General features: G+C 42.9%; 17 protein-coding genes and 1 tRNA gene. 3 read left to right on the top strand and 15 right to left on the bottom strand.

What is annotated here, in order from left to right:
• Positions 1-95: 95 nt before the first annotated feature.
• Positions 96-536, bottom strand: a complete 441-nt coding sequence (locus tag EKN16_RS23565; protein ID WP_125662918.1) for a CBS domain-containing protein — start codon at positions 534-536, stop codon at positions 96-98.
• Between the two features lie 83 nt (positions 537-619).
• Entirely contained in the window at positions 620-1,654 is a 1,035-nt protein-coding gene (locus EKN16_RS23560; RefSeq protein ID WP_232015971.1) for an LCP family protein, read from the bottom strand.
• Positions 1,655-1,926: 272 nt separating this feature from the next.
• Here EKN16_RS23560 and EKN16_RS23555 point away from each other — a divergent pair, with 272 nt between their 5' ends.
• Positions 1,927-2,280 (top strand): DUF4870 domain-containing protein, encoded by a 354-nt coding sequence (locus tag EKN16_RS23555; protein ID WP_125662915.1) that lies wholly within the window; start codon positions 1,927-1,929, stop codon positions 2,278-2,280.
• A gap of 152 nt (positions 2,281-2,432) precedes the next feature.
• Here the strand turns inward: EKN16_RS23555 and rpsR are convergent, their stop codons facing one another.
• The 3 genes from rpsR to rpsF are packed head-to-tail and all read right to left on the bottom strand — an operon-like array spanning position 2,433 to position 3,591.
• Positions 2,433-2,714: a 30S ribosomal protein S18 gene (gene rpsR / locus EKN16_RS23550; protein WP_125662913.1), complete on the bottom strand. Its 282-nt coding sequence runs from the start codon at positions 2,712-2,714 to the stop codon at positions 2,433-2,435.
• Between the two features lie 18 nt (positions 2,715-2,732).
• A complete protein-coding gene (ssb, locus tag EKN16_RS23545; protein ID WP_125662911.1) occupies positions 2,733-3,263 on the bottom strand; it encodes a single-stranded DNA-binding protein in 531 nt (176 codons plus the stop codon).
• Between the two features lie 43 nt (positions 3,264-3,306).
• Entirely contained in the window at positions 3,307-3,591 is a 285-nt protein-coding gene (gene rpsF, locus EKN16_RS23540; protein WP_125662909.1) for a 30S ribosomal protein S6, read from the bottom strand.
• A 230-nt stretch (positions 3,592-3,821) separates the two neighbouring features.
• Between rpsF and EKN16_RS23535 the strand changes: the two genes are divergently transcribed.
• A complete protein-coding gene (locus tag EKN16_RS23535; protein WP_125662907.1) occupies positions 3,822-4,004 on the top strand; it encodes a YjzC family protein in 183 nt (60 codons plus the stop codon).
• A gap of 346 nt (positions 4,005-4,350) precedes the next feature.
• On the opposite strand, the gene EKN16_RS23530 is transcribed toward EKN16_RS23535, so the two are convergent.
• The 3 genes from EKN16_RS23530 to EKN16_RS23520 all read right to left on the bottom strand — a co-directional run bounded on the left by EKN16_RS23530 (position 4,351) and on the right by EKN16_RS23520 (position 5,017).
• Positions 4,351-4,441 (bottom strand) — tRNA-Ser (locus EKN16_RS23530).
• A gap of 90 nt (positions 4,442-4,531) precedes the next feature.
• Positions 4,532-4,747 carry a DUF951 domain-containing protein gene (locus EKN16_RS23525; protein ID WP_125662905.1) on the bottom strand — a complete coding sequence of 72 codons (216 nt, stop codon included), beginning with the start codon at positions 4,745-4,747 and terminating at the stop codon, positions 4,532-4,534.
• A 30-nt stretch (positions 4,748-4,777) separates the two neighbouring features.
• On the bottom strand, positions 4,778-5,017 hold the full coding sequence (locus EKN16_RS23520) for a putative Se/S carrier protein (protein ID WP_125662903.1): 240 nt from the start codon (positions 5,015-5,017) through the stop codon (positions 4,778-4,780).
• Between the two features lie 197 nt (positions 5,018-5,214).
• On the opposite strand from EKN16_RS23520, the gene yyaC reads away from it, so the two are divergent.
• Positions 5,215-5,805 carry a spore protease YyaC gene (gene yyaC / locus EKN16_RS23515; protein WP_125662901.1) on the top strand — a complete coding sequence of 197 codons (591 nt, stop codon included), beginning with the start codon at positions 5,215-5,217 and terminating at the stop codon, positions 5,803-5,805.
• Here the strand turns inward: yyaC and EKN16_RS23510 are convergent.
• The 7 genes from EKN16_RS23510 to mnmG form a co-directional block, all read right to left on the bottom strand.
• Entirely contained in the window at positions 5,780-6,271 is a 492-nt protein-coding gene (locus EKN16_RS23510; RefSeq protein ID WP_125662899.1) for a DUF4446 family protein, read from the bottom strand. The two genes, yyaC and EKN16_RS23510, sit on opposite strands and share 26 nt — an antisense overlap.
• Positions 6,272-6,298: 27 nt before the next feature.
• Positions 6,299-7,468 carry an aminotransferase class V-fold PLP-dependent enzyme gene (locus EKN16_RS23505; protein WP_125666587.1) on the bottom strand — a complete coding sequence of 390 codons (1,170 nt, stop codon included), beginning with the start codon at positions 7,466-7,468 and terminating at the stop codon, positions 6,299-6,301.
• 263 nt (positions 7,469-7,731) lie between these two features.
• The gene (locus EKN16_RS23500) at positions 7,732-8,571 is read right to left on the bottom strand and encodes a ParB/RepB/Spo0J family partition protein (RefSeq protein ID WP_125662897.1); all 840 of its coding nucleotides are present in this window, start codon (positions 8,569-8,571) and stop codon (positions 7,732-7,734) included.
• Positions 8,552-9,325 (bottom strand): ParA family protein, encoded by a 774-nt coding sequence (locus EKN16_RS23495; protein WP_125662895.1) that lies wholly within the window; start codon positions 9,323-9,325, stop codon positions 8,552-8,554. The genes EKN16_RS23500 and EKN16_RS23495 overlap by 20 nt, the downstream gene beginning before the upstream one ends.
• A gap of 276 nt (positions 9,326-9,601) precedes the next feature.
• Positions 9,602-10,420, bottom strand: coding sequence for a nucleoid occlusion protein (gene noc / locus EKN16_RS23490; RefSeq protein ID WP_125662893.1), 819 nt, complete (start codon positions 10,418-10,420; stop codon positions 9,602-9,604).
• Positions 10,421-10,569: 149 nt separating this feature from the next.
• Positions 10,570-11,292 carry a 16S rRNA (guanine(527)-N(7))-methyltransferase RsmG gene (gene rsmG, locus EKN16_RS23485; RefSeq protein ID WP_125662891.1) on the bottom strand — a complete coding sequence of 241 codons (723 nt, stop codon included), beginning with the start codon at positions 11,290-11,292 and terminating at the stop codon, positions 10,570-10,572.
• Between the two features lie 4 nt (positions 11,293-11,296).
• The gene (gene mnmG, locus EKN16_RS23480; protein ID WP_125662889.1) at positions 11,297-13,186 is read right to left on the bottom strand and encodes a tRNA uridine-5-carboxymethylaminomethyl(34) synthesis enzyme MnmG; all 1,890 of its coding nucleotides are present in this window, start codon (positions 13,184-13,186) and stop codon (positions 11,297-11,299) included.
• Positions 13,187-13,195 lie beyond the last annotated feature (9 nt).

The following is a 13,195-nucleotide window of genomic DNA, read 5'->3' as shown; positions in this document are numbered from 1 at the left end:
CAGGAGGACGACGCCGTTATGAATCCCAAGATTCTTTTCCAACTGTTACCTTCTATCCTACTATGCTTCGGACAAGAGCGCAATCGCATGGTTGATTAACCAGCGGCCATTTCTTTATCCCCAAGAGTATTTCCATTCACTATCAGCTTCGCACAATAATCAATAATATCGCTCCGTCTTACAATACCAATGAACCGATTCATATCATCCACAACTGGTACAAAGTTCTGCACTTTAGCCAATGAGACCAGATCGACCATATTCGCATCAATGCTTACAGCTTGATTGTTCAGACGCATTTGGACGTCGGCTAGCTTCACTTTATTAGCCTGTTCAAAGGATACACTAGGGTTATTCTTCATAAACCACAATAAATCACCTTCAGTAAGCGTACCCGCGTAAGCGCCATTCTTATCCAGAATCGGTACTGCTGTATAACGATGATGCTCCATCCGCTCCAATGTTTGACGCAGCGTTGCATCAAGTGTCAACCAAACAACCTCTTGCTTAGGTAATAGGAAAAAAGCAATATTCAATGATTTCGCCCACTTTCGTTCTTCTAAAGTCCTGTGCAGACTTAAGGAGCCACTTAGTAACGGGCCTCGGCCACAGACCGTAATTACTTACTCCCGGCTGCTTCCGGCTTCGCTGAGAGCGATTCTACCGGCTTCTTGTCCTTCACTTGGTATTCTACGGGCAACGGTAACTCGGACTTTGTCTTGGCCGGATCAAGCCAAGCCTTAATTAAAGCTTGGGTAGCTGTCAAATCCTCTTCATCGGCAAAAAAGTACCAAGCCCCACCATCAACTAAACGATGTCCATCTCCTTTAAGAGTATGGCTATAGATCGTTCTGTTGTTCGCTTGCAGCATGCTTTTTGCCAAATCAATCATATGCTCCGGTGTTAAATCCGTACTGAAATTGTTACCCATCGTATCCATGAGAGTTGGAATTTTAGTCCATTGCCCGACTTTGGAAGCCTCACTCATGATAGCATTCAAAAACACTTGATGACGACCAGCCCGGCTTGTATCGCCGCCTGCATCCTCCCGATAGCGCACGTAGTTAAGTGCATCCTTACCATTGTATGAGTCTTGGCCAGCCTTAACGGTGAATTTCTCATGATCTGCACCACGATTAACTAAATCCTCGGTAATCGGCAATGAAATGCCTCCCATAGCGTCAATGACGTCACGGAAACCTTGGAAGTTAATTGTAGCATAATGGTCTACATGGGAGCCAAATAAATTCTCGACCGTGTCCAATGACATCTTGGCTCCGCCAAATGCATACGCGTGTGTAATCTTGTCACTCCATTGCTTCCCTGATTTTGTTTGTTTACCTATAATTTCCGTGTACGTATCACGTGGAATAGATACCATTAGAATAGCGTCATCAATAGGCCTGACAACGGTATAAATCATCGTATCTGAGCGTCCAATTTCCTTATCCCGCTGATCAACGCCAAGCAGAAGCAGGGAAAATGGACTTTCTTTCTTGTAAGCTACAGGCGTTGTCACACGACCTTCAAGCGGTTTATAGGACTTCTCGAGCTTCTTCTCTACATTATCAGACAAGAACACATCAAAACCCCACATCGCTAAAGCAGAACGGTTATAGTAGCCTACAATTCCAGCTATGATTACAATTGCCAATATAGATAGGAACCATTTACTTCTTTTTGATGATAAAGATCTTGCTGATTTATCCATATTAAAAAAGCCCTCTCCCATTCTCTTATTTCTATTTAAACAAATTCTACACTATTGTAAACGATTGTCGTTATATGAAGGTTACAAATCATTAACGATTGCTTAATAACAGTTATGGATAAAGCTTACTTAGCATTATTTCCCTGAAATTGCATACATCTGATATAATCAGAATACATAATAGTTAATCCATTTGGAAAGGAATGAATTTAAACATGCAATCACCCTCTCTTTCACCAGAACCATCATCAACCGGTATTGATCCTAAGATTTTAGGCTTACTTTGTTACTTTGGGATGTTTATTACTGGCATCTTATTTCTTGTACTGGAGAAGAAAAGCCGATTCGTTAAGTTTCATGCGATGCAGTCCATTATCATAAGCGTTGTATTTATTGTTCTTAATATTGTGCTCGGCTTTATCCCTTTTATCGGTTGGATTCTTGGTATTTTTTTAGCACCGGTGGCATTTGTACTGTGGATTGTGCTCATGCTGCTTGCTTTACAGGGAAAATGGTTCAAGTTACCGATAATCGGCGACTATGCCCAGGAGCAAGCAAACCGCTTCTAACCTACATATCCATTTATTTTTCACAAGCAAAAACCGCCTTCCGAGAGAAGACGGTTTTTGTTCGTGTCGTCATGTGATACCTCTTTGAGTTATAGAAAAACATCTCTGAAATAAAAAAAGACAGCCGTTAGGCTGCCTTTGATTGATAAGATCTATTCCGTTGTGTAAGGCAAAAGCGCTACTTGACGTGAACGCTTGATGGAGATTGTCAGTAGACGTTGGTACTTCGCGCTAGTTCCTGTTACACGACGTGGCAAAATTTTACCGCGTTCGCTGATAAATTTACGAAGCAGATCCGTATCTTTATAGTCAATGTGTGTAATTTTGTTAGCAGTGAAGAAACATACTTTACGACGTTTGTTACGGCCTTTACGACCGCCGAATTTGCGTTCTGGACGCTCGTCGCCGCCAGTATCTCTTTGTTTAAAGCTCATGTTCATCCGTCCTTTCGATTAGAATGGCAAATCATCTTCCGATATGTCGATCGGGCGTCCGTCATCTGAGAACGGATCACGATTGTCGTTCTTTGGTGTGCCTCCGGAACGGTTGCCTCCACCTTGTGAACCTCCACCATAGCCGCCTTGGTTTCCACCTTGACCACTATTGCCTCCGCCGCCTGAACTGCCGCTTCCCTCTTCACGTGAGCCACCGCCATCACGATTACCGGATTCCAAGAAACGAACGTTATCAGCAATGACTTCCGTCACGTAGACGCGCTTGCCTTCGTTGTTCTCATAATTCCGAACCTGGATACGGCCTTCAACTGCTGTTAAACGGCCCTTGCGTAAATAGTTAGCACATGTTTCTGCAAGCTGCCGCCAAGTAACGATCGGGATGAAATCTGCTTCCCTTTCACCTTGACCACCGCTAGTAAACGGACGATCCACTGCGAGCGTAAATTGCGTTACCGCAACGCCTGCAGGTGTATAACGCATTTCAGGGTCCTTCGTTAATCTACCTATGAGAATAACGCGGTTCAACATCGTTTTTCGCCTCCAATCAGACAATCCTTGCGCTTGTTTAAGACTAAGCTACGTCTTTGACGATCAAGAAACGGATAATCTCATCCGTAATCTTCATGACGCGGTCAAGTTCAGCTACAACTTCTGGAGTTGCATTAAAATGAACGAGCACGTAAATACCGTCACGAATCTTGTTGATCTCATACGCAAGGCGGCGTTTACCCATCACATCATGCTTTGTGACTTCTCCGCCGTTTCCGATGATGCCTTGGAACTTGTCAGTTAGTGCTTGAACTGATTCTTGTTCCACGTCCGGACGAATAATGTACATTATTTCATATTTGCGCATTTGTTTCACCTCCTCTTGGACTAGCGGCCCCCAATAAAGGGAGCAAGGAGCGAGATTAGTTTCTCGCATACCTGAATACTATATCAAATACTAGGGCCTTTCCGCAAGTACCTCATATATATTAGTCTCAATGCCGCATTCTTCCGTTCATGTTCTGTCCATTAAAGTCGCACACTAACTACTGGACTAATTATGTCCGCACACTAAGTTACAAAGGAGATGCAGCCTCAATGGGTGAATGGACAGAATACCGACCAGGTGACCGCGCGCCGAACGACGGCAAGTATATTGAAATTGGTGAAGCCTCTTTTCACATGGGAATCAATAACCCCAAGAAAGTTGAGCTTCATAAAGGCGAACCTTTCCCAGAAACCTCGAACAAAGACCGCAAGTGGAAACGACTGCATAATTAAAATTTGTATAGCATGATGTATAAGATTGTCGCTTCCTGAGCATCATAGTTGTGACGGTGTAAAGAGAGGTGTGGTTCCGTTGAACCTTTTGGAGCAAGAGCCGCAAAGTGATTTTGTCCACTCAGCATAGAGGCGGAGGGATGTGCCAAAGACTACTGTCTGTAACACACGCACTGGGTCATACCAGTAAACCGAGGTTTCTTCAAAAAGGCTAGTAGTGATGACTAATTACGTTTCGATTAACCACCGTCGAGAAAGGGCTCGCAAGAGCCCTTTTTTCTATGTCTGAAATTGAAAAAAGACAATAAAAAAACGGCTCATAATGAACCGTTCAGCTTATTAAGTATGGCGGAGAGAGTGGGATTCGAACCCACGCACGCTTTGACACGCCTAACTGATTTCGAGTCAGCCCCCTTGGGCCTCTTGGGTACCTCTCCATTTGTGTCAGCAGAAATTATCTTATCATGATGCTTGTCTGATTGCAAGTCTTAACACTAAAATTCAACTGCAATCGATTACCTGTCTCCTTACCCCTCTTCTCCCTCATTTGTCTCCTTTGATCGCAGCACCTTTTTCATGTTTTTCTCGAATTTGGCCCTTGGAATGAGCACACTGTGTTTACAACCTACACACTTAATTCGAATATCCATTCCCATGCGTATGATCTCCATCTCATTAGTTCCACATGGATGCTGCTTTTTCATTTGCACAATATCGCCGAGTTCAAACTTTTTCGGTTCCACAGCTCCCTCTCCTCTCTTCCCTACCTCTTTTTAGATGGATATCTGTTCAAACTGGTCACCAACCTGACGATAGACCCCACGAATCTCCACATGCTCATTAGTGATAACGGTTGTAACGACTAGTAAATCTTCTTCCGGAAAATGAATAGAGAGTGCACAGCCAGCTGTTATCCCTTTCGGCGTTGGGCATATGTCTATATCAATGTCAGCGTATTCTAATAGCATCTCTGCCCTCAAAGCTTGCTGCGTTGAATCGAATGCAAGTAGCATCAGCTCTCCTCCTTCTGCATTTTAATCGTGTTTTACTCATCCAACTACGTATAAAATGGTTGTCCTATCCATATACTAGTAACCAAGAAGAAGTGGCTAGCCATTTAGGAAAGTTGAATTCCCTCTTCTGTTCTTCACTAGTAAATGTTAACCGTTTCTATGACCTAGAGGTCGATGAGATTGTGGGAGGGAAATCTATGAAACTATCTAGCGTGAAAGAATCATCCCTTAAAGTGCCTTATACAGAGCCTAACGTTACCGGTGTCCTTGTTAATCGCATTGCTTACTTGATTGACAATTTACCAAAGGATCGAAGAATTGTCGTTGTATGTGTAGGAACAGACCGTTCTACGGGCGATTCCCTTGGTCCACTTGTAGGAACTTCTCTAAGTAAATATCGAAGCCCTTTCTTTGATCTCTATGGTACATTAGAAGATCCTGTTCACGCCATGAATTTAGATGATACGTTAATTCATATTAATAAATATGTCCGCAAGCCCTTTGTTATTGGTATCGATGCTTGCCTCGGTCAGGCCGCCAGCGTAGGCTGTATCCAAGTTGGAACAGGACCCGTTCGTCCTGGTGCCGGGGTCAACAAAGACCTTCCCCCTGTTGGTGATATTCATATCACAGGGATCGTAAACGTCGGGGGTTTCATGGAATACTTTGTCTTACAGAATACTCGCCTGCATCTTGTTATGCGCATGTCCGACATCATTGCACAAAGCTTGTTCTCTGCAGTTGCCCGAAGTGTTCGTTCTTCTATTTCGATTGCACAGCCTGAATAATAGCCTGCTTCTCCTCTGGTGTAAGGGAATACTCTGATTGTCCTTGTTTTACGGGTTTCGCATAAACAAACGTTTCCTCACGGCTATGTAAACCACTTAGTACCAGTCCATCCTCTTGGTCATCAACAATAGCAATGGAGAAGCTTAGATTACTTCCACGATCGCCAAATGCATTGTAACGCAGTAGACCGACATTGCCTTTTCTCTGTTTCAAAATTTCGTTTTGCTTTTCTACACTGTGTTTGAGTTTACTATAGCTTTCCTCTTGCCCATTTATGCGTTCCTTAATATCAATAATAATGGGCTCTAGACCTTCAACACCTGTCCCGTTCATAAATTCTCCATAGCTTTTCTTTAACCGTTTGAGTTTTCTGCCCAATGCCAGACTTCTAATTGAAAGAATAATCACTGCTGCTGTTAGTCCTACTGTTACCCAATCTGCAGGACGTTGTATGATTTGATCCATTATGATTACGCTCCCCTGTCAATCCCATTAGCTGTAATGTTGTTTGATTTCTTTCACGGCATCGATTAGGGCGTCAACTTCAGACTCCTTTGAAAAGCAGCCTACACTCGCCCTCACTGCACCCGTCTCCAATGTCCCTGCGGTTCCATGCGCTAGCGGTGAACAATGAAAACCTGACCGCACAGCAATTTTATAATGCTGATCTAGAATAAATGCCGTTTCGGATGGGTCTGCTCCATCAATAACAAAAGATACGATGCCTGTACGAGGATGACCTAATGCAGGACCCAGAATGTTTATACCATTCATTGTCTGCAGACCTTCCATTAACCGTTGTGTCAAAATCCATTCTCTAGTATGGATTTTTTGAACCGTCTCATGCAAGACGAACTGTATGCCTGCATGTAATCCAGCTATACCTGGTGTATTTTGTGTGCCTGCTTCGTATCGATCTGGTCTGACTGTAGGTTGCTCCACCGACTCCGACTGACTGCCCGTACCACCATGCAGGAGCGGCGTTAACTCAACAGTTGGATGAATATATAACCCACCTGTCCCCTGAGGCCCTAATAGCCCTTTGTGGCCGGGAAAAGCCAACAAATCAATCCCCATACCCTCCACATCGATATCAATCATGCCCGCGGTTTGGGCAGCATCCACTAATAGCTTTACACCTTTTCTTCGTGTGATTTCTCCAATGGCAGCTACGTCAATTAATGACCCCAACAAATTAGAACTATGATTAACAATTACCATTTTCGTATTCGATTTAATAGCTTGCTCCACCTGTTTAATATCCAATGCGCCTTCAGCATTTAATTCCAAATAGGTAACCTCAATTGAAAGCACCCTCTTTAGATACTCCAATGGCCTTCGAACTGAATTATGTTCAACTGCTGTTGCAATAATATGATCTCCGGCTTGAACCATCCCTTTAATCGCCATATTAAGTGCCATAGTTGTATTTAGCGCGAATGCGATATCATTCGGGTTATTCACCCGAAACAGCTTTGCGATTCCCTTCCGAGCTTCAAACAGTACACGACTTGCCCTAACAGCCATTTGATGACTGCCTCGTCCCGGATTTGCCGCATCCTGTTCCATCACCTTCACAACAGCTTGAATAACCTCAGGAGGCTTAGGCCAGGAAGTAGCTGCATGATCTAGATAGATCACCGATTCCGTTTGTACCGACATCATACTAGACCTCCCTTATTATTACGGTCTTTCTTCTCTCACCCTCAACATCCACATAGCTACGAAATCATCTAAACCTGCTTTACTGGTTCTTTTCCTATTTCCTCATTTCGCATTATTATCTCCAAATCAATGTGTTTCTTCACATTTGGATGGCAACCTTTATCTTCCTATATGCTAATAATAGCATACTCGATCGGCATCTATAACCCAGATAACCGTTCAAGTATGCTATAGATGAAACAGTTATGAATAAGAGCAGCTTACTTCAGCAATTCCAACAACCGTTCGAGATCTTGCTTGTTGTAATACAACAATTCGATCCGTCCCTTATCCTTCTGCTGTTTTATTTTCACTGTGGTTTTAAACTGATCTCTCAATGTTTCTTCCAGCTCTTCAATATAGGGATCTCGTTTCTTTGAAGTTGGCTTCGTCTTAAGCGGAAGCTGCTGGTCCAGCTTTTGAATAGCTTCCTCTAAGTCGCGAACACTCCATTCATTCGCTATTGCATGATCAGCCAATTCTTTCTTTCGTGAATCATCCTTCACGCCTACAAGCGCTCTTGCATGACCCATCGATAATGTTCCACGTGAAACATTATCTTTGATTTGTTCCGGCAAAGTTAGCAGTCGAAGGAAATTTGCGATATGCGATCTCGACTTGCCAACCTTCATCGATAATTCTTCTTGGGTCAAGTCAAACTTATCCATTAACGCTTGATACGCAAGAGAAAGCTCAATAGCGTTCAAATCCTCACGCTGAAGGTTCTCAATTAAAGCAATCTCCATTACCTGTTGATCAGAGAAATTTCGAATTACAGCAGGAACCGTTGCGTTACCGCAATATTGAGAAGCGCGGAATCTTCTCTCACCCGCAATGATTTCATAACCTTTCAACACCGTCCGCACAATGATTGGTTGAATGACTCCGTGCTGTTTTATGGATTCTGCTAATTCCTTGATCGCATCATCATCAAATGTTTTTCTGGGCTGATACGGGTTCGGTCTTAGTTGATTTAATGGAATTTCAGTAACTTTATCGTCATCATTAACAGAGAGTGATGGGATAAGCGCATCAAGTCCTCTACCTAGCCGTTTGCTCATACATAATCACTTCCTTCGCGAGTTCAAGATAAACCTCGGCCCCTTTAGATCTAGGATCATAAGTAATAATGGATTGACCATGCGAAGGGGCTTCACTTAGTCGAACGTTGCGTGGAATTATCGTTTGATATACCTTTTGTTGAAAGTACTTCTTAACTTCCTCTATAACTTGAATGCCAAGATTGGTACGCGCATCAAACATCGTTAAAAGGACACCTTCAATTTGCAAGGTGGTGTTCAAATGCTTTTGGACCAGTCGAACCGTGTTCAGTAGTTGGCTCAATCCTTCAAGAGCGTAATATTCACATTGAATGGGAATAATGACGGAATCAGAAGCAGTAAGTGAATTGATTGTTAAAATACCAAGTGACGGGGGACAATCAATCAATACATAATCATATTGACTCTTCACAAGAGAAAGAGCCTTCTTCAACCGCAGCTCACGTGAAATAGTCGGGACTAATTCAATCTCTGCACCAGCCAGTTGAATAGTAGCCGGAATAATATTAAGACCTTCTATATTGGTCGGAACTGTCGCATCCTTAGGATGTACATCATTAATAAGCACATCATAAATGCAATACTCAACATCCGCTTTATTAATACCAATACCGCTCGTGGTATTCCCTTGAGGGTCAATATCAACTAAGAGAACTTTTTTGCCGAGTGATGCTAGGCAAGCTCCTAGATTAACGGACGTTGTCGTCTTTCCGACACCGCCCTTCTGGTTCGTAATCGCAATCGTTTTAGACAAACCATTCACCTCTACGTAGATAACTTGTTGTTGCTTATAAATTCAAAACAGTCACCCTAGCATAAACCACGGACCAAAGTGAGCATGGGAATGATTGACCATTTACTTTAGGTACTAAGGTAGTGGAGCTTGCTTATTACCACGTTCATTAAAAATCATTCCATGTAGTTATTCAAATACAATAGCCTAGCAAAGTTTATATTGCCTATCTTTTTAATGCAGAAACGACAATGCCGTCCTTAACCAGGACGGCTCTGAACTACATTATAGATAGTTTTAACGCTTTGGAATTTTAATAATAATTTCGTAGTGATCCTCATGGTCCTGCTCTTTGGTCTTAATTTGCAGCCCTGAACCAGAAACCATATCAATAGATTGCCGTATCGTATTGAGGGCAAGCCGCACATCCTTTGTAAAGGAAACACGTTTTGATTTCTTCAAAGTTGTTGCTTCTTTATAAAAAGCAACGCGAGCTTCTGTCTGCTTAACATTCAGCTCTTTCGAAATAACGTCATCAAGAACCTTGTCTTGTAATTCCTCCGTATCAAGCGATAACAAAGCTCTTGCGTGACGCTCTGTAACTTTGCGTTCCATTAACGCATTCTTCACTCGTTCCCCAAGTCCTAACAAACGAATTTTATTCGCGATAGTGGATTGACTCTTCCCCAGACGTTGAGCCAAGCTCTCCTGGGTTAAATGGTGAAGATCAATTAGCTTTTGATAAGCAAAAGCTTCCTCAATCGCCGTTAATCCTTCTCGCTGCAGGTTTTCGATAAGTGCAATGGAAGCCGCTTGAGAATCATTGAATTCACGAATGATCGCTGGAATGGTCTCCAACCCTAATTTCTTCACTGCTCTAAAACGACGTTCCCCCGCTATAATCTCATAACGTCCATTACGCACTCGAACAACGATAGGTTGAATAACACCATGCGTCTTAATCGTTTGACTCAGTTCATCAATCCGATCATCATCAAAGACGGTTCGGGGTTGATACGGACTGGGATCCACATCGTTTAAGATAAGCTGTTTGACTTCATCTTGATTGCTCTTCTGATCATTAAGGCCAAATAATCGTGAAAATTGTTCTTTCATCGCGTCAACTACCACCCGATTTCAAAGTGCCGAGTATTGTCGTCTTTATTAATTCGTCGGCTTTAAGTTGATTTCCTGCTTGACTTAAAGATAATCTGAATGAAATCAATTGTTTCACGTGGAACAATAAACTCCGCATAACCTTCGCATCATATAAGGGGCTGCTTTAAAGGCAATCCCGCTTTTCGAGGATATTTGCTAGGTGTCCCACTCGTCTTCTCAATTAAGATGAGATGTCGATCAGACTGCTCGAAAGGCAATTTCAAATGATGAGAAGAAAGAGGCTTCGCCTTAAGTTCAAACATGCTGCGTTTTGCTTCCTTCAGCTCGTCAGCAGGATCAGCGCCCTTCATTGCTGCGAATACGCCATGCTTACGAACAAAAGGTAAACAAAGCTCATTAAGGGCTGCCAATCTCGCAACAGCTCTAGCAGTAACAAGATCATAAGAATCCCTATGTTCAAGAAGTCTTCCTATATCCTCCGCTCTTCCATGTACACATTCCACATGCTCAAGCTTAAGCTCAGTAACCAAATGTTGAAGAAATTGGATGCGTTTATTTAGAGAATCAACAATCGTTATATGAAGGTCAGGAAAACATATTTTGAGTGGAATACTTGGAAACCCAGCTCCAGACCCAATATCCGCTAGACGTTTAATTGATGTCATGTCTTTAACAAAGGCCAGAGAGATGGAGTCGTAAAAATGTTTCTCATACACCGCTTCTCTCTCTGTAATTCCAGTTAAATTCATTTTTTCATTCCACTCGACAAGCAGACGATAATACGTATCAAACTGATGCAGCTGCTCTTCGGATAATGTAATGCCATGTTCACTCAGCAGTTCGGAAAACCATTGTTCCGTTTGATTCATCTTTTTACCCCCGTGCAGCTTTAACCCGATTATAATGTTCTAGATAGACAAGTAGAATCGAGATGTCAGCAGGCGTTACGCCGCCAATGCGTGAAGCTTGACCAATAGATAGCGGACGAATATTCGAAAGCTTTTGTTTGGCTTCCATCGCTAAGCTATGGACTGTGTTGTAATCAATATCATCCGGAATGCGCTTCTTCTCCATCTTTGCAAGACGTTCAACTTGAATGAGCTGCTTCTCAATATATCCTGCATATTTAATTTGAATTTCCACCTGCTCCTTCATTTCATCCGATAATTCTTCTGGCGATGGAGAAATAGCATCCACGAAGGCGTAAGTAATTTCAGGACGACGAAGCATGGAAAGTGCATCAACTGTAGTTTGAAGTGCAGTCGAGTTGAATGCAGCCAATAGGGTTTGTACTTCTTCATCGGGTTTTACTTTGACCGTTTTCAAGCGTTCAATCTCCTGCTCAACTAGCTCTTTCTTACGCAAAAATCTATGATGTCTAGCCTCAGGAATAAGGCCGATCTCATAACCAGTCGGTGTTAAACGAAGATCCGCATTGTCATGACGAAGCAGCAGACGATATTCAGCTCTAGAAGTCAATAGTCGATATGGCTCCGTTGTTCCCTTAGTCACCAGATCATCAATAAGAACGCCAATATAGCCCTGTGAACGATCCACAATGACCGGAGGTTTTCCTTGAACTTTGCGTGCAGCATTGATGCCTGCCATGACACCCTGTCCAGCGGCTTCTTCATAACCGGAAGTTCCATTAATTTGACCCGCTGTGAATAATCCTGGCAGTGGCTTTGTTTCCAAAGAAGGCCAAAGCTGTGTAGGAACCACCGCATCATATTCAATGGCATAGCCGGTACGCATCATCTCTACCTTTTCTAAGCCAGGAATGGATCGCAAAATACTAAGCTGAACATCTTCCGGCATACTAGTGGATAATCCCTGTACATAATATTCCGATGTATGCTTTCCTTCCGGTTCCAAAAAGATCTGATGCTTCGGTTTATCTGCGAAACGCACAATTTTATCTTCAATAGAAGGACAATATCGAGGTCCTGTCCCTTCAATTGCACCCGAAAACATCGGAGCGCGGTGCAAATTATCATTAATAATCTTATGCGTCTCTTCAGAAGTATAAGTAAGCCAGCATGGCAGCTGCTCATTATCGGAATATTCAGTGTCATAGGAGAAAAACTTCGGATTCTCATCACCGGGTTGTATTTCAGTTTTACTAAAATCAATCGTGTCCTTATGCACACGAGGAGGCGTACCCGTTTTGAATCGAACGAGTTCAAATCCATTTGCCTTCAGACTAGCCGAGAGCTTAATCGAAGGCTGCTGATTGTTCGGCCCGCTTTCATACATTAATTCACCCATAATAACTTTTCCGCGCAGATAAGTACCTGTAGTCACGACAATAGACTTAGCACGATACTCTGCTCCAGTTTTCGTAACGATACCGACGCAAACTCCATCCTCGACAATAAGATCTTCCGCCATTCCTTGACGTAGAGTCAAATGCTTCGTTTCTTCGATGGTTTGCTTCATGAAATGCTGGTAAAGGAATTTATCCGCTTGCGCACGAAGCGCATGGACAGCTGGACCTTTCCCTGTGTTTAGCATCCGCATTTGAATGAAGGTCTTATCGATGTTACGTCCCATCTCTCCACCAATAGCATCAATCTCCCGTACAACATGCCCTTTAGCTGGACCACCGATCGACGGATTACATGGCATGAACGCAACCATATCCAAGTTAATGGTTAATAATAACGTTTCACAACCCATACGGGCAGCTGCAAGAGCAGCTTCACATCCCGCATGCCCTGCTCCTATAACAATTACATCATATTGTCCTGCTTCATAACCCATTAAATATCC

This window comes from Paenibacillus baekrokdamisoli (genome assembly GCF_003945345.1).
Lineage (GTDB): Bacteria > Bacillota > Bacilli > Paenibacillales > Paenibacillaceae > Paenibacillus_Z > Paenibacillus_Z baekrokdamisoli.
This window is presented reverse-complemented; position numbering and strand designations above follow the sequence as displayed.